The organism is Azospirillum sp. A29, from assembly GCF_042604625.1.
GTDB lineage: Bacteria > Pseudomonadota > Alphaproteobacteria > Azospirillales > Azospirillaceae > Azospirillum > Azospirillum palustre.
This window is the reverse complement of the sequence record NZ_CP170463.1, coordinates 462,720-486,245: the sequence shown is the minus strand read 5'-3', so window position 1 is coordinate 486,245 and position 23,526 is coordinate 462,720. Positions and strand designations below refer to the sequence as shown.

Annotated in this window: 18 protein-coding genes; 5 read left to right on the top strand and 13 right to left on the bottom strand. The window is 66.0% G+C overall.

Translation table 11 applies throughout. From position 1 onward, the window contains the following. The first annotated feature begins 184 nt into the window (after nucleotides 1-184). Nucleotides 185-1,258, top strand: coding sequence for a haloacid dehalogenase-like hydrolase (locus tag ABNQ38_RS10715; RefSeq protein ID WP_377806816.1), 1,074 nt, complete (start codon nucleotides 185-187; stop codon nucleotides 1,256-1,258). Nucleotides 1,259-1,364: 106 nt separating this feature from the next. Here ABNQ38_RS10715 and pabB read toward each other — a convergent pair whose 3' ends face one another. From pabB to ABNQ38_RS10675, 8 genes are all read right to left on the bottom strand, one after another. Next, complete coding sequence (gene pabB, locus ABNQ38_RS10710; protein ID WP_377806815.1) at nucleotides 1,365-2,816, bottom strand: aminodeoxychorismate synthase component I; 1,452 nt, start codon at nucleotides 2,814-2,816, stop codon at nucleotides 1,365-1,367. Between the two features lie 3 nt (nucleotides 2,817-2,819). After that, entirely contained in the window at nucleotides 2,820-3,422 is a 603-nt protein-coding gene (locus ABNQ38_RS10705; RefSeq protein ID WP_377806814.1) for a GNAT family N-acetyltransferase, read from the bottom strand. A gap of 128 nt (nucleotides 3,423-3,550) precedes the next feature. Further along, nucleotides 3,551-4,435 carry an ABC transporter permease gene (locus tag ABNQ38_RS10700; RefSeq protein ID WP_377806813.1) on the bottom strand — a complete coding sequence of 295 codons (885 nt, stop codon included), beginning with the start codon at nucleotides 4,433-4,435 and terminating at the stop codon, nucleotides 3,551-3,553. A gap of 3 nt (nucleotides 4,436-4,438) precedes the next feature. Beyond that, nucleotides 4,439-5,722: a glycine betaine/L-proline ABC transporter ATP-binding protein ProV gene (gene proV / locus ABNQ38_RS10695; protein ID WP_377806812.1), complete on the bottom strand. Its 1,284-nt coding sequence runs from the start codon at nucleotides 5,720-5,722 to the stop codon at nucleotides 4,439-4,441. 67 nt (nucleotides 5,723-5,789) lie between these two features. Next, nucleotides 5,790-6,587, bottom strand: a complete 798-nt coding sequence (locus tag ABNQ38_RS10690; RefSeq protein WP_377806811.1) for an electron transfer flavoprotein subunit beta — start codon at nucleotides 6,585-6,587, stop codon at nucleotides 5,790-5,792. Further along, nucleotides 6,580-7,821 carry an electron transfer flavoprotein subunit alpha/FixB family protein gene (locus ABNQ38_RS10685; RefSeq protein WP_377806810.1) on the bottom strand — a complete coding sequence of 414 codons (1,242 nt, stop codon included), beginning with the start codon at nucleotides 7,819-7,821 and terminating at the stop codon, nucleotides 6,580-6,582. Before ABNQ38_RS10685 ends, ABNQ38_RS10690 begins: the two co-directional genes overlap by 8 nt. Continuing rightward, nucleotides 7,818-9,734: a DUF3483 domain-containing protein gene (locus ABNQ38_RS10680; protein ID WP_377806808.1), complete on the bottom strand. Its 1,917-nt coding sequence runs from the start codon at nucleotides 9,732-9,734 to the stop codon at nucleotides 7,818-7,820. Before ABNQ38_RS10680 ends, ABNQ38_RS10685 begins: the two co-directional genes overlap by 4 nt. Nucleotides 9,735-9,772: 38 nt before the next feature. Then, nucleotides 9,773-11,818: an FAD-dependent oxidoreductase gene (locus ABNQ38_RS10675; RefSeq protein WP_377806807.1), complete on the bottom strand. Its 2,046-nt coding sequence runs from the start codon at nucleotides 11,816-11,818 to the stop codon at nucleotides 9,773-9,775. 438 nt (nucleotides 11,819-12,256) lie between these two features. Between ABNQ38_RS10675 and ABNQ38_RS10670 the strand changes: the two genes are divergently transcribed. After that, the gene (locus tag ABNQ38_RS10670) at nucleotides 12,257-13,366 is read left to right on the top strand and encodes a DJ-1/PfpI family protein (RefSeq protein WP_377806806.1); all 1,110 of its coding nucleotides are present in this window, start codon (nucleotides 12,257-12,259) and stop codon (nucleotides 13,364-13,366) included. 43 nt (nucleotides 13,367-13,409) lie between these two features. Here the strand turns inward: ABNQ38_RS10670 and ABNQ38_RS10665 are convergent, their stop codons facing one another. From ABNQ38_RS10665 to ABNQ38_RS10655, 3 genes are all read right to left on the bottom strand, one after another. After that, the gene (locus ABNQ38_RS10665; RefSeq protein WP_377806805.1) at nucleotides 13,410-14,606 is read right to left on the bottom strand and encodes a GlxA family transcriptional regulator; all 1,197 of its coding nucleotides are present in this window, start codon (nucleotides 14,604-14,606) and stop codon (nucleotides 13,410-13,412) included. Between the two features lie 65 nt (nucleotides 14,607-14,671). Further along, complete coding sequence (locus ABNQ38_RS10660; protein ID WP_377806804.1) at nucleotides 14,672-15,793, bottom strand: FAD-binding oxidoreductase; 1,122 nt, start codon at nucleotides 15,791-15,793, stop codon at nucleotides 14,672-14,674. 82 nt (nucleotides 15,794-15,875) lie between these two features. After that, nucleotides 15,876-17,156 carry an SRPBCC family protein gene (locus tag ABNQ38_RS10655; RefSeq protein ID WP_377806803.1) on the bottom strand — a complete coding sequence of 427 codons (1,281 nt, stop codon included), beginning with the start codon at nucleotides 17,154-17,156 and terminating at the stop codon, nucleotides 15,876-15,878. Nucleotides 17,157-17,900: 744 nt separating this feature from the next. Between ABNQ38_RS10655 and ABNQ38_RS10650 the strand changes: the two genes are divergently transcribed. The 3 genes from ABNQ38_RS10650 (at nucleotide 17,901) to fae (ending at nucleotide 21,233) form a co-directional block, all read left to right on the top strand. Further along, nucleotides 17,901-18,791, top strand: a complete 891-nt coding sequence (locus tag ABNQ38_RS10650; RefSeq protein WP_377806802.1) for a glycine betaine ABC transporter substrate-binding protein — start codon at nucleotides 17,901-17,903, stop codon at nucleotides 18,789-18,791. A gap of 136 nt (nucleotides 18,792-18,927) precedes the next feature. Further along, nucleotides 18,928-20,661 carry a methyl-accepting chemotaxis protein gene (locus ABNQ38_RS10645; protein ID WP_377806801.1) on the top strand — a complete coding sequence of 578 codons (1,734 nt, stop codon included), beginning with the start codon at nucleotides 18,928-18,930 and terminating at the stop codon, nucleotides 20,659-20,661. A gap of 38 nt (nucleotides 20,662-20,699) precedes the next feature. After that, entirely contained in the window at nucleotides 20,700-21,233 is a 534-nt protein-coding gene (fae, locus tag ABNQ38_RS10640; RefSeq protein ID WP_174469205.1) for a formaldehyde-activating enzyme, read from the top strand. A 54-nt stretch (nucleotides 21,234-21,287) separates the two neighbouring features. Here the strand turns inward: fae and ABNQ38_RS10635 are convergent, their stop codons facing one another. After that, the gene (locus tag ABNQ38_RS10635) at nucleotides 21,288-22,085 is read right to left on the bottom strand and encodes a substrate-binding periplasmic protein (protein ID WP_377806800.1); all 798 of its coding nucleotides are present in this window, start codon (nucleotides 22,083-22,085) and stop codon (nucleotides 21,288-21,290) included. 149 nt (nucleotides 22,086-22,234) lie between these two features. Continuing rightward, nucleotides 22,235-23,509 carry an MFS transporter gene (locus tag ABNQ38_RS10630; RefSeq protein ID WP_377806799.1) on the bottom strand — a complete coding sequence of 425 codons (1,275 nt, stop codon included), beginning with the start codon at nucleotides 23,507-23,509 and terminating at the stop codon, nucleotides 22,235-22,237. Between the last annotated feature and the right edge of the window lie 17 nt (nucleotides 23,510-23,526).

The following is a 23,526-nucleotide window of genomic DNA, read 5'->3' as shown; positions in this document are numbered from 1 at the left end:
ATCCGCGACGGATTCAAAAAATTAGATTCAGTGGACACGTGTAAAGAATCTGCCATAAACTATACCCCTCAACTGAAAAAATCTTGGACAGTTCGGGATAATCTCCAGAACAGCTGGGACCACTCCAACAGAGTGGTCCCGGTCTCAAAGAATCGTGTCTTTGAACAGGGAAGAGAGGGCGCAGATGAAGACGCTTTTCCGCTCCGCGCTGCTTGCGGGCATGGTCGCGATGGCGCCAATGGCCGCCATGGCCCAATCGGGTTCCCCTCAACCGCTCGCCCATTGGCCGGCGGAGGCGGCGGCGAGCCTCAAGGCGCTGGTGTCCGCCAATGCCGGCAAGGGCGCCTATGCGGTGTTCGATGCCGACAACACGCTGTACCGCTACGATCTTGAGGAATCCCTGCTGCCCTATCTGGAGCGCAAGGGCGTGCTGTCGCGCGAGAGCATGGACCCGTCCCTGAAGATCATTCCGTTCAAGGACGTGAACGGGCACAAGGAAAGCCTCAACAGCTATTATTACCGGCTGTGCGAGATCGACGATCAGGTGTGCTATCCGTGGGTGGCGCAGATCTTTTCCGGCTTCACCCTGGCACAGCTGAAGGGGTTCGTCGACGAGATGCTGGCCGACGGCAAGCCGATCGTCGCCACCTATTATGAGGGCGACGCGGTCAAGACAGTCGAGGTCAGCCCGCCGAAATTCTACACCGGCCAGCAGGAGCTGGTGAACCATCTCACCGCCAACGGGATCGAAGTCTATGTGGTGACCGCCGCCAGCGAGGAGTTGGTCCGGATGGTCGTGTCGGATCCGAAATACGGCTACAATATCAAGCCGCAGAACGTCATCGGCGTCACCATGCTGCTGAGGAACCGCTCCACCGGCGAAGTGACCACGGGGCGCAAGCTGATCGCCGAGGGGAAATATGACTGGGCGAAGACGATGGACCTGGAACTCGGCACCTATCTGTGGGCGCCGCTGACTTGGTTCGCCGGCAAGCATGCGGCGATTCTCACCTACATCGACCAGTGGAAGAAGCCGGTCCTGGTGGCGGGAGACACCCCCACCAGCGACGGCTACATGCTGCTGCATTCCACCGACGCGGCGAATGGCGGCTTGCGGGTCTGGGTCAACCGCAAGGACAAGTACATGAAGCAGATCAAGCAGATGTGGGAAGCTGCCGCCGCCGGGCAGGCGGACCAGAAGCTGCCGGTCCTCGCCGACCGGAACTGGGTCGTCGTCCAGCCGAACGATATCCAGTGACATCGGCGGCTCTTGCCCGCCATCGCCCAAAACAGGAAGGCCCCGACCGTTGAACCGGTCGGGGCCTTTGTCTTTTTTCCCAACACCCGCGCCGGTCGTTGCTGGCTCAGCCGCCATCCAGCGCGCGCAGCAGCGGGCGGATCTTCACCATCATCTCGTCATGCTCGCCGCCGGGATCGGAATCGGCGACGATGCCGCCGCCGGCCTGGGCGATCACCGCGTCGGGCGTGACGGTCAGGGTGCGGATGACGATGCTGCTGTCCATCGCCCCGTCGAAGCCGATCCAGGCCACCGATCCGCAATAGGCGCCGCGCCGAGAGGACTCCAGCTCGTCGATGATCTCCATGGCGCGGATCTTGGGCGCGCCGGTGATCGAGCCGCCGGGGAAGGTGGCGCGCAGCAAATCGACCGGTCCCAGCCCCGGCTTCAGCCGCCCTTCGATCACCGACACCAGATGATGGACGGAGGCGAAGCGCTCAACCCCGCACAGGACCGGCACCTTGACGCTGCCGATGCGCGCCACGCGGCCGATGTCGTTGCGCAGCAGGTCGGTGATCATCAGGTTCTCGGCCCGATCCTTGACGCTGTGTTCAAGCTCGCGGGCGAGCGCCTCGTCTTCTTCCGCCGTGGCGCCGCGCGGGCGGGTTCCCTTGATCGGACGGGTTTCCATGCGGCCGTCGGCGTCGAGCCGGATGAAGCGCTCCGGCGAGGCGCTGGCCAGACCGGTGCCGCCGGGCAGCGACAGGCAGGCCGCGAAGGGGGCGGGGCTGCGCGCCAGCAGGCGGCGGTAGAGGTCGAGCACCGACAGCCCCGCCGGCCGGTCGGCCAGGAAGCGCCCGGTGAAATTGGCCTGGAAGATGTCGCCCGCGCGGATGTACTCCAGAACCCGTTCCACCCGGCGGCAATACTCGTCGCGCTCGATCTCGGGCCGCCAAGGCGCGGTGGCGGGGTTGAGCGGCGGCAAATCGCTGGGCGCCGCTGCCAGCGCATCGGCGAAGGACTGAAGGCGGTTGGCCGCGCGGAGCCGGCGCCGAACCGGGCTGCGTTCGGGAAATCCATTGGAGATGAGCCAGCCGCGCCGCTCCCGTTCATCGAAAACGATGACCGTGTCATAAAGCCCGAAGGCCATGTCGGGCAGGCCACCGTCGTTGCCATGCCGTGCGGGCAGCCGTTCCAGCACCTGTCCCAATTCGTAACCGAGGAATCCGACGGCGCCACCGGCGAAGGGAATGGACAGGTCGGCGGGAAGGGGCAGGCGATGGGCGTCCAGCTCTCGTTCGAGCGCGGTGAACGGATCGCCGGCAACCGCCTCGCCATCCACGGTGACGAAGCCGCCGCGTGCTTCGACCGTGCGGAAAGGATCGACGGCGACGATGCTCCAGCGGCCCCGGCCGCCGGCTTCCGCCGCGCTGTGCAGAAGGGTGGCGAAAGGCTGGCCAGACCAGGGGGCGAAGGCGGCGACGGGATCGCGGTAGGGAATTTCGCGGATCAGCAGCGGACACTCGTCGCCCGCGCTCTCCCCGGCGGGGAGGTCGAAGACACGGCCGTCATGCGGCATGCGTCATGCTCCGGCGCTGGGGGTGAAGGACTTGACCCAGAAGCGAAGGGGTTTGGCGGTTTCCTCCCGGTCGCAGGAGTCGCACCAGGACAGGGTGCCGCCGATGTCCGGTTCCAGCCGATAGCCCAGCCGCCGCCACGCGGCATCGGGCATCCGGTAGGTCTTCGGGCGGCGGGGATGGTCGGTGGAGCGCACGATCTCGCCGAAGGCGGCGGATGCGAAACGGCCATCGTTGCGGATATGGGTTTCGCCGATCTCGAGCAAGGCCGTTCCGACACCCCGCCCGCGGTGGGAGGGCAGGACCACCACCTCACCGAAATAGAAGATCGCGCTCGGGTCGCGGCCAGCATGGGTGAAGGGATCGCTCAAGGCGTCGATTTCCTGGTCGAGCGGCGCACCGGTGACCGCCGCAACCATGCGGTTGCGGTCGAAGGCGGCAAGGATGAGCCCGCCCGGCAGGCTGCCGAGATCGGAGAGATACCGTTCCTCGTATGCGGCCGACCCGCGATAGAGATAGGGAAACTCGCCGAGCACCACCAGCCGCAGGGCGGCCAGCTCCTCCAGACGGTCGGCCAGGGCGACGCCGGCCAGCCGCTCCACCTGCATGTCTCCCAGCTCCAACCCCGGCCCCGGACCGCGCGCCTGTGTATCGGCATGCGGCCGCAGCCCGTGAGGAGGCAGGGGCCGCGCCGGAAGAGCGGCGGCGGAGCCCCCTTCCGGAAGAGCCCCCGGGCTCACCGTGCCGGCACCGGCAGGAACCGGCGCAGGAACGCGAAGCGTACCGGGCGCGGAGCGGCGGCGGTCTTGCCGAAGCTCTGGGTGATGCGGTCGAGGATGATCGCGAGCAGAACGACGCTGAGCCCGCTTTCGAAGCCGAGCGCGATGTCCAGGCGCTGGATGCCCTGCAACACGACATTGCCCAGGCCGCCGGCGCCGATCATCGAGGCGATGACGATCATCGACAGTGCCATCATCATGGTCTGGTTCACCCCGGCCATGATCGAGGGCAGGGCGTTCGGCAACTGCACCTTGAACAGAAGCTGGCGGTCATGGCAGCCGAAGGCCTTGCCGGCCTCCACGATCTCGGCCGGAACCTGCTGGATGCCGAGCGAGGTCAGACGCACGGCCGGTGGCATGGCGAAGATCACGGTGGCGAGGATGCCTGGCACCCGGCCCAGACCGAAGAACATCACGGCCGGGATCAGATAGACGAAGGCGGGCATGGTCTGCATGAAGTCCAGCGTGGTGCGGACAATGCTCTCGACCACGCGGTTGCGTGCCATCCAGACGCCCAGCGGCACGCCGATCAGCAGGCTGAGCAGCGTGGCGGTCAGGACAAGACCAAGGGTGGAGGCGGTCTCCGTCCACAGCCCCATGCCGGCGATCAACGTCAGGGCGGCGACCGTGAAGACGGCGAAGCCGGTGCCGACGCGCCACAGGGAGGTCGCGACGATCAGCCCGATCAGCAGCCAGGCGGGCGCCCCGACCAGCACGAAGTCGATGGCCGCGCCGAAGCCGTTCACCACCGTCGCGATCGCGTCGAAGGTCGGCTGGAAATGGTCGAGCATGAAGGTGACCAGTTCCTCGACCCATTTGCCGATTCTGATTTCGAAGTCCATCGGTCAATCCCCCCGAACCAAGGTGTGGAGCATGAGGGCGCGCGAGATGGCGCCGAGGAAGTTGTCGTCGTCGTCGACGACCGGCACCGGCCATTCGCTGTCGGCGACCAGGGCGAGCAGGGAATGGATCGGCGCTGCGGCGTTGACCGTACGGACGCCGGGCAGGAAGGCATTGATGAAGCGTGGCTGCGGACCGTTCAGCTCACGCTCCAGCGTCGCTCGTGAGACGATGCCTTCGAAGTGGCCTTCCGGGGTGCGGACATAACCGAAATTGTGGTCGTTCTCGCGCAACTGCTGCAAGGCGGGAGCCAGTTCGCCGGGCAGGCGGATGACCGTGTTGGTCGCCTCGAACCGTGCGACGTCTCCGGCCCGCAGCACCTTCGAGGCATCGACGTTGCGGAAGAAGGAGCGGACGTAATCGTCGGCCGGCCGGCTGAGGATCTCGTAGGGCGTGCCAACCTGCACGATGCGCCCCCCCTCCATGATGGCGATGCGGTCACCGATGCGCATCGCCTCATCGAGGTCGTGGGAGATGAAGACGATGGTGCGCTGCTGTTCGCGTTGCAGGCGCAGAAGCTCGTCCTGCATTTCGGTGCGGATCAGCGGGTCCAGCGCGGAGAAGGCCTCGTCCATCAGCAGGATGGTCGGATCGTTGGCGAGCGCGCGGGCGAGGCCGACGCGCTGCTGCATGCCGCCGGACATTTCGCGCGGATAGCGGTGGGCGTAGGTGCCCAGGCCGACCTGCTCCAGCGCCTGCTGGGCCGCCTTGTGACGCTCCGCCTTGGAGGCGCCGGAAATTTCCAGGCCGAAGGCGGCGTTGTCCAGCGCGGTCAGATGCGGCATCAGGGCGAAGGACTGGAAGACCATGCCCATGTTGCGGCGGCGGGCCTGGATCAGCTCGGCCTTCGACATGCTGACCAGATCCTTGCCGTCCAGCAGGATTTCGCCGCTGCTGGGCTCGATCAGCCGGTTCAGCAGGCGGATCATCGTGGATTTGCCGGACCCCGACAGCCCCATGATGACGAAGATCTCGCCGGCGCGGACCTGGAAGCTGGCGTCGAGGACACCGACATTGACGTTCAGCTTTTCCAGGACCTCCGCCTTGCTGGCGCCCTGGCGCAGCATCGATAGGGCGGGCTTCGGATCGGCCGAGAAGACCTTGTAGACGTTCCGCACCTCCAGCCGGACCGCCGCATCCTCGCCGATGCCCGTCCTGGCCGCTCCGCGGGGAAAGCCAAGGCTGGCAGGGCCGCCGACCGAGACCGCGCTTCGCATCATCGTGGTCATCGGCGTGCCTCCCCCGGGTTGGCGACAGCGTGACCTGTGGTACTGGGAGGATCGTTTTGCATGGTTTTCATGGAAGCATTCCCTGTTCGACAAGGCTGTCGTAGATGGCCAGCGCCCCCGCTTCAGGTGTCGGGTTGACCAGCAGTTGGCCTTTTCCGCTCTTGCTCTCGGTCGCCGCCTTCAGCCGGTCCAGGGCCGAACCGCCGCGCTTCACGCGCATCAGCTTGGGCTTCGGGCGCCAAGGCCGATGCTCGCATTCCGACAGGAAGAGATCGGCGGTCGCCTGGGCCGCCACCGGCTCGATGACGCCCCGACGGGCCGGGCCGAAGGCCGAGGCGCGGGCGGGCGGGGCGGATGGATGGACGGTCGCTATGAGGCGGCCGGTGACGGTCAGCGCCCGCCGCTGTCCGCGCGGCAGCGCCTGGACAAGGTCGGTCATGCTGGCCGAGGAGGCCGGCGCATCGGATGGGCCGATCCGCACCACATCGGCGACGACGGCGGCTTCGAGGCCGCGGGCGATCAGATAGGGCAGCATGCCGCTGCCCTCGCCGTCCTCCGCCTGCCGCCCGGTCAGGACCAGCGACGGGGCGAGACGACGCAGATGGGCGATCAGCGGCTCGACCGGATCGGCCCCCTCCGGCAGGACCAGAACCGTCAGCCGCTCCAGCCCCATGCCGAGATAGGCGCGCAACGCGTCGGCATCGGCGGCCGGCCCGGCATGGATCGCCGTCAGCCGCTTTGGCCGCAGCGCCAACGCCATCTCCAATGCCTGCGCGTCGGTGGCGGCACGGCGGGCGCGGCCGGAGACCGGATGACGCCCGATGGACAGCAGGACGGCGACATCAAGCATGGCTGCTTCAGTCATGGCGGCGCTCCCGGATCAGCCGGATCAGGGCGGGCATGACGACTTGCGCATCGGCGACGATGGACAGGTCGGCGCGCTTGATCATCTCGGCATGGAGGTCGGTGTTGACGGCGATCACGTGGCGGACGCCGGTGATGCCTTGAAGATGCTGCGGCGCGCCGGCGATGCCGAAGGCAAGGTAGCAGCGTGCGCTGACCACGGTGCCGGAGGCGCCGACCTGCCGTTCGCGCGGCAGATGTCCGGCATCGCAGACCACGCGGCTGCCGGCGCGGGTGGCGCCGAGCGCTTCGCCCAGATCGGCGAAGCTCGGCCAGTCGGTCACGCCATTACCGGCGCTGAGGATGAAATCGGTTTCCGACAGGGACAGGGCGTCGGGATCGACGGCCAGCCGGCGGGCGCCGCCCAAGCGGGGCAGAACCTCGTCCGCCGACACCGAAGTTTCGAGATCGAGCGGCCGGGCCTCGTGCCGCACGCCGTCGAGCGGGGCGAAGGCGTCGGCCGCGACCGTCATCAGCCGGGTGGGGCGGTGTCCGGTCTCCAGCGAACCGCCGGCCGACTGGCGGGTCGCGCGGTCGGGGCCGAGGCTTTGCACGCCGGTGAACAGCCGCTCTCCCGTTGCCGCCGCGAGCCGCCGCGCCACGTCGGCGCCGTCCGGGCTGTCCGGGAACAGGATGTGGCGGGGGGACAGCGTGGTCATCAGTGCGGAAGCGGCGGCGGCGCGCCGTTCCGGCACGTAATCGTCGGCCCAGCCGTCGGGCAGGGCGACATGGCGGTCCGACCCGGCCTCGGCCAGCGCTTCGCCCGAACCGGTGCAGACGGTCACCACGGCGCCGCCCCCCGCATCGGCCAGCAGGCGGGCGGCGGCGATCACCTGCCGGTCATGCTCGCCGACCTCGCCGCCGGGGCGGTCGAGCATGGCGAGAACCAGATAGGCTGGCTCGGCGATCACCCGGAGCGGGATCGCAGGCACGGGGGCGATAGCGACGCCGACAACTGCGGTGGTGCCGGTCGAGGAGGCGTCGCGCGTCCAGTCATAGCGCGGACGCGGCTGGCTCTGCACCAATGCTGCAGCGCGAAGGGCACGCGGGTCGCGGCGGCGTTCGTTGACAGCGGCGGCGACCGGCTGGCGCAGCAGGCGCGGACGCTGACCGGTCAGGACGGTGCGGGCGGCGCGCTCGGCACGCGGGTCGACGCGGCGGCGGATGTGGGGGCGGATCGGAGAAGGTTGGGTCATCGGGCGGTCTCCGTCGCGGCGAGAACCAGTTCGGCGATCTCCGCCACCTCGGGCCGGGGGCCGACGACGCCTTCCAGCATCAGGGCGCAGTTGGGGCAGGCAACGGCGACCAGCGAGGCGCCGGTCTCGCGGGCATGCTCCATGCGGACGTCGGGGATGCGGCGCTCGCCCGACACGTCGGTCAGCGGGGCGCCGCCGCCGCCGCCGCAGCAGCTCGACCGCAGGCCGGCGCGCAGCATTTCCCGGCGTTCCACGCCGATGGCGTCGAGCAGGGCGCGCGGCGCCTCGATCTCGCCGTTGTAGCGGCCGAGATAGCAGGGGTCGTGAAAGGTGACGCTGCGCCCGATTGGCTTGGTCACCGTCAGCGCCCCGGCGGTGACCAGCTCCAGCATCAGGGCGGTGTGGTGGACGACGGTCCAGCTGCCGCCGAAGGCCGGATATTCGTTGCGCAGCGTGTGCAGGGCATGGGGGTCGGCGGTGACAATGCGATTGAAGCGGCGGGTGTTCAGCGTCGCGACGTTGCGGGTCGCCAGCGACTGGAAGGTCGCCTCGTCGCCCAGCCGGCGGGCGACGTCGCCGCAATCCAGCTCCTCCTCGCCCAGCACGGCGAAGTCCACCCCGGCGCGGCGCAGCAGCAGGACGAGCGCCCGCAGCGAGCGCTGGACCCGCAGGTCGAAGGCGCCGTCGCCGACCCACAGCAGCGTATCGCAGGACCCGCCGGCCGGCAGCCGGGGCAGCGACAGGTCGGCCGCCCAGTCCCAGCGCCGGGCGAGCGCGCGGCCGCCGGGGTTGTCGGTGGCGCGCAGCTCCTCCAGCATCACGGCGGCCTTGCCGGGGGTGGCGCCCAACTCCAGCGTCTGGAAGCGGCGCAGATCGACGACGGCATCCACATGCTCGATCATCATCGGGCATTCCTGCACGCAGGCGCGGCAGGTGGTGCAGGACCACAGCGTGTCGGGATGGATCATCGCGTCCAGCCCGATCAGTGGCAGCCCCGCCCCGCCATGGGCCTTGCCGACGCCGCGGCCGGGGTGGGGGTTGCCGGCATAGGCGGCGTCGCTGGCCCGGTCGTCCATGGCGAGGACCAGATCCTGCACCAGCTTCTTCGGGTTCAGCGGCAGGCCGGCGGCAAAGGCCGGGCAGGCCGTCTCGCAGCGCCCGCACTGGACACAGGCATCGAAGCCGAGCAGCCGGTTCCAGGCGAAATCGACGGGACGCTCGACACCCAGGGTGCCCGGCTCAGTCTCCTCCGCGGGAGCGAGCGGCAGCGGCTTCAGCCCGGTGTCGCGCCCCTTGCCGTCATGGAAACGGGCCGGACGCGGATGGAAGGCCAGATGCAGCGCCCCATGCACCGCGTGCTTCAGCGGCCCCTTCCACACGCCCCACACCAGATCGGCCATCGCCACTCCGGCGACCGCGACCAGCAACAGCGCCACCACTTCCGGCATCACACCGCCCAGCGCCTGGTCGAGGGCCACCAGCAGCAGGCCGCCGGAAAATCCCAGCAGCGACAGCGGAAGGCGGGCGAAGCGCCCCTGCGACAGCTCGCGTGGGCGCAAGACCCGGCGGCGATGGCGGACCATCAGGGCACCCGCCAGCATGACCGCCAGCACCACCGCCAGCAGCAGCCAGAGAATGCGCGATCCACCGAAGGCGACGCCCATCGCCACCAGCAGCACGAGCGCCGCGAGGAAACCGCCGGCGACCAGGGCATGGAAGCGGGCGTTGAACGGCGTCCGTCCCACGACATGGTGGACATCGACCAGATAGCGGCCGGGCAGGGCGCGCAACCCGGCGACCACACCGACCGTCGCCGGCCGGCCGGCCAGCCAACGCCGCGACTGCCAGGCGGCCAGTGCCGCGCCGATGGCGAGGACGGCAAGGACGACGGTGGTAAGAGCGGTGGCGATCACGTCGGACGGCTCCTGTCGCTTGGCTGGGGTTAGAGGTGTCAGATGTCCTTGCAGAGACGCGCGGCGTCGTAGATGGCGGCGTGGATGTTGCGACCGGCCACCGCATCGCCGATGCGATGCAGCGTGTAGCCGCCATGGCCGTTGGCCTGCACCGGCTGCGCCCGGCCGGCGATCAGGCTGTCGAGGTCGGTTTCGCCGCGGTTCAGCGAATGGTCCTTCAGATCGAAATAGAGGCCGTCGTTGGGCAGGGTGCCCAGCTCCACCACGATCTGGTCGACCAGCCGTTCCTCTTCCTCGTGGGTGTACTCGTTGCGCAGGACGGCGACGCGGCGGTTGCCCTCCGGGTAGATTTCCACGAGCTGGTGGTTGGTGGTCATCACCACGTTCAGCTTGTACAGCTCGCGCAGGTGAATCGGCTGGTTGGTGGTGCCGACCTCCTCCGCGACCATGCGGTCGGGGGTGGCGATCTCCACCAGCGCGCCGCGCTTGGCCATGAATTCGGCGCAGGAGGCGCCGTGATGCTGGCCGGTGCCGTCATACATCAGGACGGTCCCCGTCGGCTCCACCGCGCCTGTCAGGATGTCCCAGGTCGACACCGCCAGATCGGCGCCCTTGAAGTCGCCGCGGTTGGGACGGCCGCCGGTGGCGAGGATCACCACGTCGGGGTTCTCGGCTTCCACGGTGGCGCGGTCGGCCTCCACCCCCAGCCGGACATCGACGCCCAGCTTGGTGACCTGCTGGGACAGCCAGCGGGTGATGCCGCTCATCGCTTCGCGCCAGGTCGCCTTGGCGGCGATGCCGATCTGGCCGCCAGGGGCGGCGTTGCGTTCGAGCAGCACGACCGAATGGCCGCGCTCGGCGCAGACGCGGGCGGCTTCCAGCCCGCCGGGACCGCCGCCGATCACGACGACGCGACGCTTGCGCTCCGCCTTCGGGATCACGTGTGGCATGGTCCGCTCGCGCCCCGTCGCGGCGTTCTGGATGCACAGCGCGTCGCCGCCGACATAGATGCGGTCGATGCAATAGCCGGCGCCGACGCACTGGCGGACATCGTCCAGCCGCCCTTCCATCAGCTTGCGCACCAGATGCGGGTCGGCGATGTGGGCGCGGGTCATGGCGACCATGTCGACGTGGCCTTCCTCGACCGCGCGGGCGGCGGTGGCGAGGTCGGTCACGCGCTGGGCATGGAAGACGGGAATGCCGGCCTCGCGCTTGATGCCGCTGGCTAGATGCAGGAAGGGAGCCACCGGGAAGGACATGTTGGGCAGCGAGATGGCATGCGCCAGATGATCGCGCGCCTGTCCGCCCAGCACGTTCACGAAATCGATCAGCCCGCGCTCGGCATAGGTGCGGGCGATGGCGATACAGTCCTCGTGGCTGAGGCCGTCGTCGATCAGCTCGTCGCCGGACATGCGCATGCCGATGACGTAATCGTCGCCGACCTCGGCGCGGATCGCCTCGAACACCTCGATGCCGAAGCGCATGCGGTTTTCCAGGCTGCCGCCGTACTTGTCGCTGCGCCGGTTGGCCGAGGGGCTCCAGAACTGGTCGATCAGGTGGCCATGGGCGGCCGACAGCTCGAAGCCATCCAGCCCGCCTTCCTTGCAGCGGCGGGCAGCCGCGGCATAGCCGGCGATGATCCGCTTGAAGTCGAAATCCTCCATCTCCTTCGGCGTGTTGCGGTGCGCCGGTTCGCGGGTGGCCGAGGCGGAGACGGTGGGCAGCCAGTTCTCGGTGTCCCAGCGGGTGCGCCGGCCCATGTGGGTCAGCTGGATCATCAGCGCCGCGCCGTGGCGGTGCACCCGGTCGGAGAATTCACGGAAGAAGGGAATGACGCTGTCATCGGCGACGGAAATCTGGTTCCAGGGCGCCGCCGGGCTGTCCACCGCGACGGAGGAGGAGCCGCCGAACATCGTCAGGCCGATGCCGCCTTTGGCCTTTTCCTCGTGATAGAGCTGGTAGCGTTCCTTCGGCTTGCCTTCGGACCCGTAGCCCGGCGCGTGGCTCGTGCTCATCACGCGGTTACGGATCGTCAAATGCTTGATCTGCAGAGGCTTCAGAAGGGCTTCGGCGGGTGAGGACATGGCAGGAACGATCCCCAGTATTGAGCCTGCCAAGAATTCACCATCGGCGCCATTGTCGCGTTGCCCCCCGCGACCGGGAATTACCTTTTTGCGACAGGAGAGAGGTGGGAGACTGCCCACCGAACAAGCATATGAATTTTTTGGAAAATCGGTAAGAACCGCCCCTCTTCGAAGTCCGCAATTAAGGATCCCCAAACCTGCTGACCCTCGGTTATGAGCGGTGGCGGTGGCTGTTTTGAAGGGGGCGCCTTCTGAATACCGCTATCCTCCTTATGCAGAATCGCTTCTTTCCCACCGGTCGAAAGCGTCTGCCACCGTACTGACCGTCGAAATGCACTTTCATTGAGTTGAGCACGGTGGATCATTCAACTATTGTCGCGTTCATTAGATACCATAAAGGCACTTAATATGCGTACACGTACACGAATAATAAACATCTTGAAAACTTTCACCGCGGCATTTTCTATGAGTGTTATCGCATTGACGTCTGTGTGTTTTGCCCCTTCGGTGCGGGCAGAAACGATGCAAAAATCCAATAGCAATTTCGATATTGGAGCATATTCCGCTAGATTTTCTCGTGAAAAGCCGATCGTAGCCGTGGTGGCTGAGAATTCATTCACTGAACTCACGGATTATGTGATCCCATTTGGGGTGATTTCTGCATCCGGGGCGGCGAATGTGTTTGCACTTGCTACGCAGCAAGGCTCTGTGCAGATGTTTCCGGCCCTTAAGGTGCAGCCGCAAGCAACGACCGTCCAATTCGATGCCCGCTTCCCTGATGGCGCGGATTTCGTGATTGTTCCCGCAGTTCATCGGGTGGATGACGCAACACTCATTGCTTGGATCCGGTCTCAAGCGGGCAAAGGTGCGACGATTGTTGGAGTTTGCGACGGCGTATGGGTCGTCGCAAACGCTGGCTTGCTCGATGGGAAAAGCGCTGTTGGTCATTGGTATTCGATTGACGATCTCAAAGCCAAATTCCCGGCCACCCAATTCCTGCGGACCAGACGGTATCTTGCTCATGGCAATGTCGTTACCACGACAGGGGTTACAGCATCGATTCCGGTTTCCCTTGCGCTCGTAGAGGCAATCGCAGGCCGAGAACGCGCAGTGGCGGTAGCGCAATATCTCGGAATCAAGGATTGGGGAGCGTCACATCGCGGTGAAGATTTCACTTTGACGCTGTCGAGTGTCGTAACTGCGGCCACCAACTGGCTGGCGTTCTGGCTGCACGAGGACATCGAGATTCCGGTCACTCATGGGATGGATGAGATCGCCTTGGCTTTGGCCGCAGACGCCTTTTCGCGCACCTATCGTTCCACCGCCTACGCCCAGTCGACCACATCCGAACCGATCACCACGAGCCATGGTTTGAGCGTGATTCCAGATCGAGTGGTTGCTCCGAACACGGGCAGTCGAACTGTCAATTTGCCGGTCGGCGTTCCGGCCGCATTGATGCTTGATGAAGCACTCCGTCAGATCGGGAATACCTACGGCGTTGCGACCGCGGATTTCGTCTCGTTGCAGATGGAGTATCCGAAGCCGTAAGCGGACATTTGAAAGACGGCCAATCACGTTTCATGACAGGCGGTCAGTCGACCTGCGCGGCGTCCCGGACGATTGGCTCCGGGTCTTCGAACAGGCGACGGTCGGGCAGAAGGGAGTTGGCGTTGGTGCGCCGGAAGGCGGTGAGAGGCGAAACATGCGGATCGGCCTCCGCATCCGGCACGGCGGTACGGCGCACCTCCGACGGCGAAACGCCGAACAGCTCCCGGAACTGGCGGGAGAAATGGGCACAGTCGGCGAAGCCGGCCTCGTTCGCGATGGCGGTGACCGACCGCTTGGTGTTGCGCAGCAGCCAGTGGCCATAGCGCAGGCGCAAGGACCGGTAATAGGTAGCCGGGCTGGTACCCACCGCCAAGCGGAACAGCCGTTCGAACTGCCGGGTGCTGACGTTCAGCCGGTGGACGATCTCCTCCACCGACAGCGGATCGCTGATGTGCTGCTCCATCAACAGCAGGGCGCGGCGGACCCGGTCGTTGGTGATCTCCACCACCGTCGGCGGCTGGGGCTGCGACTGGCTGGCGGGACGGGCCTTGTCGATCAGCAGGATGTGCATGGTCTTCTGGGCGGTCGCGCGGCCCAGATGGCGTTCGATCAGGAAAGCGGCCAGATCGGCCACCCCGGCGCCGCCCGAACAGGTGATGCGGTCGCGGTCCACCACATAGAGCTGGTCGGCCACCGGCACCAGATCGGGAAATTCCTCGATGAAATCGCGGTGATGGTACCAGCTGACGCAGCAGCGCCGGTTCTTCATCAGGCCGATGCGGCTCAGCACGAAGCTGCCGGTGCACACGCCGACCAGGGTCACGCCATAGGATGCTGCGGCGCGCAGATAGGCCAGCGTTTCGTCGTCCAGCTGTGGGCCGGCATGCAGCAGCCCGCCCACCACGACCACATAGTCGAAGCGGCGGGGATCGGTCAGCGGTTCCCAGCGGGCGACACCGATGCCGCAGCTCGACATCACCGGTTCTGCCCGTGACCCCATGATGGTCCAGCGGCAGCGGATCTGCCGCGACCGGTCGCCCTCGTCGGCGGCCAGCCGCAGGGCGTCGATGAAGGGGGCCAGCGCCGTCAGGGTGAAATTGTTGGTCAGGATGAACCCGACCGACAGAAGCGCGCGTTCCTCCTGCCGGGGGGCGGGACCGCTACCGCCGAACCGGCGATATTCCACTGTCTTCCCCACCAGGACACCCTCCCAGTCCGACGGCCCCCGTTTGACGGCCATCTTCCATCCTTCGGAATGCTAGCGTCAGCGGCCTGCCCCCGGAAGACAATTCATTGGCGATGCGTCTAACGCTCCACCACCAGATCGCTGGTGGGACGGCTGCAGCAGAGTAAGATCAACCCCTGGTCGATTTCCCGTTTGCGGATGCCGCCGGTGTGGTTCATTTCCACCGTGCCCGAAATCAACTTTGTCTTGCAGGTCCCGCACAGCCCGCGCGAGCAGGATGTCGGAACCCGGATGTCGGCCGCAGATGCCGCGTCCGCTACGGCCATGTCCGGCAGGCAGGTGAAGACCTTGCCGGTCTTGGCGAATTCAATGCGGAAGCCGGCCGATTGCAGCGCGTCCTCGATTGGGGCGGCTTGAGGCGGGGCTTCCTGGGGCGGTCCCCCGGCGGCAAGGTCGGCCACCAGCTCTTCGAAATTGAAGCTCTCCTGATGGTAGCGGCTCATGTTGAAGCCACCCTCTTCCAGAAAGGCCCGCACCGCCTTCATGAAGGGACCGGGGCCGCAGACATAGACCTCCCGCTCCATGTAGTCCGGCGCGATCAGGCCCAGCATCGGCAGCGACAGCCGGCCGGTGAAGCCGGCCCAATGGGCTTCGGTATCGATGCCTTCGCAGACATGGGCAACGCGCAGGCGCCGGCCGGGGCCGGTCAGCGCGTCCAGTTCACGGCGGAAGACGATGTCGGCCGGGGTGCGGGCGGCGTGGACGAAGACGATGTCGTGATCCTCGCCGAGATCGTCGAAGGTCCGGGTCATCGACATCAGGGGCGTGACGCCGCTGCCGCCGGACAGGAACAGGAACTTGCGCGGCGTCTCGGACTCGCCGGGGGTGAATTCCCCGAGCGGGCCGACCGCGCGGATGGTGTCGCCCGGCTTAAGAGTGTCGTGCAGCCAGTTCGACACCGGGCCGCCGGGCACCCGCTTGACGGTGATCGAAAGCCGGTGCGGCCGGGCGGCGGAAGAGGAGACGGTGTAACTGCGGTGAATGGTTTCGCCACCGATGGACAGTTCCAGCGTGATGAACTGGCCCGGCCGGAACCGGAACAGGCAGGGTTGCCGCGGTGCGAAGACGAAGGTCTTCACATCGTGCGTTTCGTCCCGCACTGCCCGGCACACCAGCGTGTCGTCGGTTTCGGGATCCCAGATCCGGACCGGAGGCAGAGCCGCATCCTGCTGCATCGTCATCTCTCTTCCTGAGCCGTGAAGCCTTGGTCGCGAACGGCGGGCGGTCCCGGCGCTTGGCCGGCCGGGATGCCCCGGCGCCGCGTCATTCGGCGGCGACGCTCACTGCGGCCTGCTTGCCCAGCAGATGCTCGGACATGCGGCCGACGTACCACTCCGTGAACTTCTCGACGAGCGGCTCGGTGTAGGGCGAGTAGGGTCCCGGCTCGTAGGCCGGGCTGAGGGCGCCATTGTGCGAGATCTCGACCAGATCGGCGTCCTGCTGGTTGGTCGCCTCCCACACCTCCGTCAAACGGTTCAGGTCGTAATCGACGCCTTCCACCGCGTCCTTGTGGACCAGCCAGCGGGTGCGCAGCAGATTGCGGTCGGGACCGAGCGGGAACACCGAGAAGGTGACGATGTGGTCGCTCATGAAGTGGTTCCAGGAGTTCGGCTGGGTCCAGAAGGACAAAGCGCCGAGCTTGCGCTCGGTGATCGACCCCAGCAGCTTCTTGGAGGCGCTGCGCGTGTCCTTGGTGTGGGCCTCGCCGGCCCCGTCCAGCGGCAGCCGCTCGGCGCGGAAGCCTGTGGTTTCGGTCAGATGCTCGATCTCGCGGCTGGGGAAGCCCGCGGCTTCCCAGCCGGTGTGGCAGCTTTGCACCAGCGCATCGTACTTGGCAGCATGTTCCATCCGCTTCGGGTTCGTACCATCGGGGGCGAAGCCGAAGCCGTATTCGAACAGCGGGATGGTCAGTTCCGGATGATTGCTGACGCAGTGGTAGCATTCACGATTGTTCTCCATCGTGAGCTTCCAGTTGCCCTTCTCGATTAGGTCGACGGTCTTGGCGATCTTGCAGTTCTTCAGATCGTGCGGAAGGATGTAGGGCTCGATGGCCGCCGCCATGCGGTCGATGTCGTCCGGGGCCTCTTCCGCCAGACAGATGAAGATCAGGCCGCCGACCGAGCGGATATGGACCTTTTTCAGGTTCCGGCACTTGCGGTCGAAATCGTTGCCCATATGCTCGGCGAACAGAAGCTCGCCGTCCTGGCCGTAGGTCCACTGGTGATAGCTGCACACCAGATTGCCGACGGAGGTCTTCTCCTTCAGGACGATGCGCGCGCCGCGGTGGCGGCAGACATTGTGAAAGGCGCGCAGTTCCATGTCGTCGTCGCGCATGACGATGACGGACGTCTTGCCGATGTCCACCACCATCACGTCGCCCGGCTCCGCCACATCCGGTTCCACACCCACATGCAGCCAGTGGCGGCCGAAGATGATTTCCATGTCCAGCTTGAAGATCTCGTCGCTGGTGTAGAACGGGGCTTCCAGGCTGTGACCCTTCTTTCGGCGCTTCAGCAGGGCTTCTATGGAAATCTCGGACGACATGGTTGTTGACCTTCTGCGGGAGTGGGCCAGCGGGAGTTGGGCAATGCGTTCGTGGAACCGCTTCAACCTTGACCGGGCTGTGATTTTCTCGATTCCACGACACACAGCCTGCCGCCGGCTGCAGCGCGTCGCGTTCTGGATTGCGACATCAACTTTAAAAAGGCCGACAGGACATCCTGTCTTTCTGCGCAGGCCGGGCGCGAGACAATGGTCGGTTTGCGACAGGATGCGAATATTCGGGCAGGATGGTCGCTCGATCCGGCCGGGAGTATGGCCGGCGTTCGACGATATGATAAGAGCCGGCTATCATCCGTAACGTTTCATCGTCACAGGACTGCCGCAGCGTTTTCCTATTTCCATAGCAGATTTTAAAATATCCGCCGGTAAATCCGGCAGCATTCGCCAGGCGGGCAGACGTCGTACGGCGTTGTCGCAAATGCGATACGAACTGCCGCTGTGATGAAGGTTTTCTGCTTTCAAGCCCGGCATTCTTCCTCAATCAGCACTGATGCCAGCAAAGGTTCGCATCGGTTGGAAACAGCTTTCCGTTCAACGCCGGAAGGCGGTCGGCCACCCGTTTCCATGGGCGCCAACCCGTCATGCGGCCGCAGTCACCGGTAGGTCGGAGATGACCTGCCGGGCAATGCGCACGCGTCCGGTTGAAGTCCCGGCACGGCGGATCGGTCAATCCAAGCGGAAGAACCCAAACAAACGACAAAACAAACGACACGAGGAGGCTTCTTGATGAATATCTTCGGTAAAGCCTTGGGCATGCTGCTGTCGGCGGCCGTGACGGTCGGTCTGGGGACCGCTGTGACCGCCATCCCGGCGCAGGCCGCGGAGAAGTCGATCAACATCGGCTGGACCGCCTGGTCGGACGCCGAGGCGGTGACGAAACTCGCCAAAGCGTTGATCGAGGAGCGGTTCGGCTACAAGGTCGAACTGACCATGGCCGACATCGGCATCCAGTACCAGGGCATCGCCAGCGGCAAGCTGGACGCCATGCTGATGTCGTGGCAGCCGCTGACCCACAAGCCCTATCTCGACAAGGTCGGCAAGGACATCGTCGATCTCGGCCCGCTCTACACCCGCGCCCGCCTGGGCTGGGTGGTGCCGGACTACATCCCCGTCGATCAGGTCAAGACCATCGAGGATCTGAAGAAGCCGGAGGTGCAGAAGCAGCTCGGCGGCAAGATCCAGGGCATCGATCCGGGATCGGGGTTGATGCAGGCGTCGGAAAAGGCGCTGAAGACCTACGATCTGAAGGGAATGCAGCTGGTGTCGGCCAGCGATGCCGCGATGCTCGCCGCTCTGGAGCGCGCCATGAAGCGCAACGAGTGGATCGTCGTGACCAGCTGGAGCCCGCACTGGATGTTCGCCAACTGGAAGCTGCGCTATCTGGAGGATCCGAAGGGCGCGCTTGGCGGGCTGGAAAGCGTGAACGCCGTGGTCCGGAAGGGCTTCTACCAGGATCACCCGGAAATCTACGAGTTCCTGAACCGGATGGTCCTGCCCATCGGCGATCTGGAGGCGATGATGCAGGAAGCCCGCCAGACCAGCTATGAGAAGGCGGTCGACAATTACATCAAGAACAACAAGGCCCGGATCGATTACTGGGTCACCGGCAAGCTCTGATCCGTAGCCGGGCACCCTTTCCCGCACCATTCCCGGCACTGTCGATGGAGGCGGTCCGTTCTCAACGCGCAAACGCGTGACGGACGGCCGTCTCCAGCCATTCCCGTTTTCAGTCCTTTCATGATCGGGAGCGCCGATGATCTCGCCAGCTCACCTGCAAGGGCAAACTCACCTGCAAGGCATGGTGCCGGCCGGCACCGGGATGTTGTCGGTTGAGGGATTGTGCAAGCTGTATGGCGGCAATGCCGCCCGCGCCTTGCCCATGCTGCATGCCAGGAGGGACCACGCCGACATCCGGCGGGAAACCGGTACGACGGTGGCGGTCGCCAATGTTTCATTCGGTCTTGCGGCCGGCGAAATCCTTGCGATTCTCGGGCGGTCCAATTCGGGCAAATCCACCCTGATCCGCATGGTGAACCGTCTGGTCGAACCGACTTCGGGCATCGTGTGCCTGAACGGGCGCGACATGGCGGCGATGAAGCCGGCCGAACTGGTGGCCGCCCGCCGCGACGCCATGGCGATGACCTTCGGCGCCGTCGCGCTGATGCCCAACCGCACCGTTCTGGAGAATCTGGCATTCGGGCTGGAGGTGGCGGGCTTGCGCCGGCGTGAGCGTCAGGACCGTGCCCGGGCCGTGCTGACGCACATGGGGTTGGCCCATCTGGCCGACCGGCGTCCGCTTGAAATTCCATCCGAGGCGCGGCTGCGGATCGGGCTGGCGCGGTCGCTGATCGGCGATCCGCCGCTGCTGCTGATGGATGCTCCCTTCGCCGGGGTGGACCCCGTCCTGCGGCTGGAGCTTGAAGCGGAATTCCTCGACTGGCAGCGGGCGCATCGGGCGGCCGTGCTGTTCACCACGCAGGACCCGGACGAGGCGATGCGGATCGCGGACCGGATCGCCTTCATGGAGAACGGCCGCTTTGCGCAGGTCGGCACCCTGGATGAAATCCTGGGGTCTCCCGCGAACGACCATGTTCGGTCCGCCTTCCAGGATATCGCGGCACGGCGGCGCGAGCGCCAGCGCTCCATCCAACTGGAGGAACTGATTTCCCATTTCGAACGGACGGCGATGGCGGGGCTGGACACGGTGGATTCGTCGGCGGGAGCGCTCGACGGCACCGCGCGCCAGCTGACCGGCATCATCGACCGCACCAACGAACAGGCGGGCGAGACCGTGGTGGCGGCGGAGCAGATCGCAAGCAACGTCCAGTCCGTTGCCGCATTGGCCGACGAGACCTTTCGGTCGTTGGGGGAAATCCGCCTCCGCATCGACAATTCCACCCGCATCGCCCTGTCGGCGGTCGAGGAGGCCCGCAAGGCCGACCAGTCGGTGCACAGCCTGCGGCAGTCGGCCGAGGGCATCGGCAACGTCGTGCGCATCATCGACGAGATCACCGGACAGACCAATCTCCTGGCGCTGAATGCGACCATCGAAGCTGCCCGCGCCGGCGAGGCCGGCAAGGGCTTCGCCGTGGTGGCGCAGGAGGTGCGCCAGCTGGCCAGCCAGACGGCCAAGGCAACGCAGGATGTCTCGCTCCGCATCCAGGCGATGCAGGACGCGACCGGCAACGCCGCCCAGGCCTTGCAGAGCATCACCGCCGTGATCGAGGAGATCAGCACGATCTCGCTTGCCATCGCCAGGTCGATGGAGGCGCAGGCCGCCGCCTCGGCCACCATCCATGCCAGCATCGACCAGGCGGCATCCGGGGCGGGTGTGGTCGCGCGCAACGCCCGGCATGTCACCGGCGGCGCCCGCGACACCGAGAGCGCCACACGCCACGTCCTGTCCGCCGCTGCCGACCTTGCCGGTCAGACGGTACGGCTGCGCGGCAGCATCGAACAGCTGCTGGACGGCATCCGCACTGGATGACCGGCCAAATCACCCCTTCTCAAGAGAGCAGAAATCCCATGAGCAATCCGCTGTTTCGTGTCGGCGAGGCCACCGTTTTCGCCAAGGAAGGCCAGTTCACCGACGCCATGCCGGAAATCGTGATCGGCACGGTCGACGGTCCGGCCGGCCATGCGTTCGCCACCATGATGGGGCAGACCGCCGGCCATACCCGCATGTTCGCGGTGCGGGATTGCAACCAGATGGTTCGTCCGGCCACCATGATGGTGTCCAAGGTGACGATGAAGTCCAGCGCCTATGTCGACCTGTTCGGCGGCGTCGTCCAGGCCGCCACCGCCGATGCGGTGCTGGACTGCGTCATCGACGGCCTGCTGCCGCGCGACGGGATCAACGACCTGTGCATTCTGGTGATGGTCTGGATCGACCCCCGCTGCGCCACCGATGCGAACCTCGACCGCGCCGATCTCTATCGCACCAACTACGAGGCGACCAAGATCGCCATCGGCCGGGCGATGCGCAACGAACCCACCATCGACGAGCTGATCGAGAACCGGCACAAGGTGCGCCACTTCATGCTGGATGCGCAGGAGTGAGCTTCGGCCCCAGGGCGGCAGCCCTGCGCCGGCTCTTTGGGATCGGGTCTTCGACTACCGGTCCCAATTGCTGATGATGGCGTCGATGGTGCCGTCCTTCTTGAGTTTTTCATAGGCTGCACGCAGCCGTTCGGCCTTATCCGCCCGAGCCTTCGGCACCGAGATATAGCGCGGCACCATCGCCAGGGGCTTGGGCAGGATTTTGACCGATGCGGTACGGCCTTCGCTGTCGGCTAGATATTTGAGCACCTGCAAATCGCCGGCGATGGCATCGACACGGCCGAGAAGCAGGCGCCGGAACGAGACGACGCTGCTGCTGCTGGGGACCCTCTCGAAGAGCTGCGACTTGTCGAACTCGGGCGTATATTCGAAGCCCTCGACGACGCCGACCCGCAGCCCCCGCAGATCCTCGATACCCCTGTAATCGATGTCCGAATTGCTGCGGACCATCAGAACGGTCGCGCCGACCCGGTAAGGTCCGATCAGATGGCCGCGCTCCAGACGGCGGGGCGAGGTGAAGAACTGGAAAGCGACGTCCACCTCGTTCTCATCGTGGGCGCGCACCACCTCCGGCCAGGTCATCGGGCGGTGAACCGGATACACGCCGATTTCCTTCAGCATCGCTTCGACGATCTCGGTGTCCATTCCCGTCCGCTTGCCCCGCAACGTGAAATTATAGGGCGGGAAGAAATCCTCGGAAGCGACGAGCCAGTTCTCGGCACGGGCCGGGGCCGCGCTGAAAATCAGCGCGCCAACCAGCAGCGTCGCGATGCATCCCAGGACAGTGCCCAGCACCCTCATGATCGGTGCCGTCCGCTTCGCGGGATGAAGAATACTGGAAACAGGAATCATCGATCTCGCCAACATGCCGGAGTTTTGGGGGATGTACGCTTCATGGGTGAAGCAGCATCTCCGTCTCCGGCGAGTGGTACATCGACAGCTTCGGGTTGGGGAAGGGATCTTATCGACGGTCGTGCCGCCCCCCGTCGCCCCGGGGGCCTTCAAAACCTTGACGGCTGTGCGTCGGGCGCTTCCTCCCCGATGCCGTCCCCGGACTTTTCTACACCCGGCGTCACGCCGTCCAAAGGCCCCGGGATCGGTGCCTGGGGGAGGAAGGGGAGGCGCCGGTCCAACGGCACAGGGGGGCGGACCGTCATCCGCCAGAGCGCGAACACCAACGCAAGCCCGGCGACCAATGCCGAGAACAGGAACAACCCATCCTGTTCGAACACCGCCATCACCAGCGAGGCGAGGAAGGGGCCGGCGATGGCGCCCATTGAGAAGCCCAGCACCATGCCGCCGCTGGCCGGCACCATTTCGGCCGGCGTCAGGAAGTCGTTGGTGTGCGAGACGCAGATCGGATAGATCGCGAAGATGATCCCGCCGAACAGGGAGATGCCGGCCAGCAGCGGGCCGAACCCGCTCTCCGGCAGCATCGTCATGCCGATGCTGATGACGGCCAAGGCCGCAAACAGGCCGACCAGGACCAGCCGCCGGTCGATAAGGTCCGAAAGCTTGCCGAAGGGCCATTGAAGGAGCATGCCGCCGATGATGGCGGCGCTGATGAAGGTCGCGGATTGGCCCAGATCGTAGCCGAGATGCCGGACATAGACCGGACCCAGCCCATAGAAGGCGCCGACGACCAGCCCGCTGATCACCGTGCCGGAAAATCCCAGCGGACTGGCGCGGTAGAGATGGCCGATCCTGATGGACTCCAGCTTCTGCAACAAGGGCGGGGCCTTGCGGCTCAGCGCGACCGGGACAAGGGCGAGCGAGACCAGGATCGACACGATGACGAACTGCTTGAAGCCGTGCGGATCGTCGATGACCATCAGATACTGGCCGACCCCTTGCGCGCCATAGAGCGCGATCATGTAGAGGGCCAGGATCTGCCCGCGCGTGGCCGAGGTGGCGCTCTGGTTCAGCCAGCTTTCGATGCAGACGAACAGGCCGGCCATGCAGCAGCCTTCCACGAGGCGAAGGGCGATCCAGGCCGCGGGATCGGCCCCCAGCGTGTGCCCGAGCGTCGCCGCGACCAGAACCGTGGCGGAGGCGCTGAAGGCGCGGATGTGGCCGACCTGCCCGACCAGCCGGAACGCCTGTGTCGATCCGACCGTCACCCCCAGGTAATAGGCGGCGGTCAGGGCGCCCAGCAGGATGGGCGAGGCGCCGGCGGCATCCAGCCGAACGCTGACGATGGTCGTCAGCGCTCCCGTACCTCCCATCATCAGGAACACCGCGAGAAGCAGCGGGACGATCGGTTGGATGAGGGGCATCGCTTGATCCGCCGGAG

Excerpts from the sequence above, each read along its gene's own strand:
- ABNQ38_RS10715 (WP_377806816.1), top strand. The coding sequence starts at position 185 with ATGAAGACGCTTTTCCGCTCCGCGCTGCTTGCGGGCATGGTCGCGATG.
- pabB (WP_377806815.1), bottom strand. The coding sequence starts at position 2,816 with ATGCCGCATGACGGCCGTGTCTTCGACCTCCCCGCCGGGGAGAGCGCG.
- ABNQ38_RS10705 (WP_377806814.1), bottom strand. The coding sequence starts at position 3,422 with ATGCAGGTGGAGCGGCTGGCCGGCGTCGCCCTGGCCGACCGTCTGGAG.
- ABNQ38_RS10700 (WP_377806813.1), bottom strand. The coding sequence starts at position 4,435 with ATGGACTTCGAAATCAGAATCGGCAAATGGGTCGAGGAACTGGTCACC.
- proV (WP_377806812.1), bottom strand. The coding sequence starts at position 5,722 with ATGACCACGATGATGCGAAGCGCGGTCTCGGTCGGCGGCCCTGCCAGC.
- ABNQ38_RS10690 (WP_377806811.1), bottom strand. The coding sequence starts at position 6,587 with ATGACTGAAGCAGCCATGCTTGATGTCGCCGTCCTGCTGTCCATCGGG.
- ABNQ38_RS10685 (WP_377806810.1), bottom strand. The coding sequence starts at position 7,821 with ATGACCCAACCTTCTCCGATCCGCCCCCACATCCGCCGCCGCGTCGAC.
- ABNQ38_RS10675 (WP_377806807.1), bottom strand. The coding sequence starts at position 11,818 with ATGTCCTCACCCGCCGAAGCCCTTCTGAAGCCTCTGCAGATCAAGCAT.
- ABNQ38_RS10665 (WP_377806805.1), bottom strand. The coding sequence starts at position 14,606 with ATGGCCGTCAAACGGGGGCCGTCGGACTGGGAGGGTGTCCTGGTGGGG.
- ABNQ38_RS10660 (WP_377806804.1), bottom strand. The coding sequence starts at position 15,793 with ATGACGATGCAGCAGGATGCGGCTCTGCCTCCGGTCCGGATCTGGGAT.
- ABNQ38_RS10655 (WP_377806803.1), bottom strand. The coding sequence starts at position 17,156 with ATGTCGTCCGAGATTTCCATAGAAGCCCTGCTGAAGCGCCGAAAGAAG.
- ABNQ38_RS10650 (WP_377806802.1), top strand. The coding sequence starts at position 17,901 with ATGAATATCTTCGGTAAAGCCTTGGGCATGCTGCTGTCGGCGGCCGTG.
- ABNQ38_RS10645 (WP_377806801.1), top strand. The coding sequence starts at position 18,928 with ATGATCTCGCCAGCTCACCTGCAAGGGCAAACTCACCTGCAAGGCATG.
- fae (WP_174469205.1), top strand. The coding sequence starts at position 20,700 with ATGAGCAATCCGCTGTTTCGTGTCGGCGAGGCCACCGTTTTCGCCAAG.
- ABNQ38_RS10635 (WP_377806800.1), bottom strand. The coding sequence starts at position 22,085 with ATGATTCCTGTTTCCAGTATTCTTCATCCCGCGAAGCGGACGGCACCG.
- ABNQ38_RS10630 (WP_377806799.1), bottom strand. The coding sequence starts at position 23,509 with ATGCCCCTCATCCAACCGATCGTCCCGCTGCTTCTCGCGGTGTTCCTG.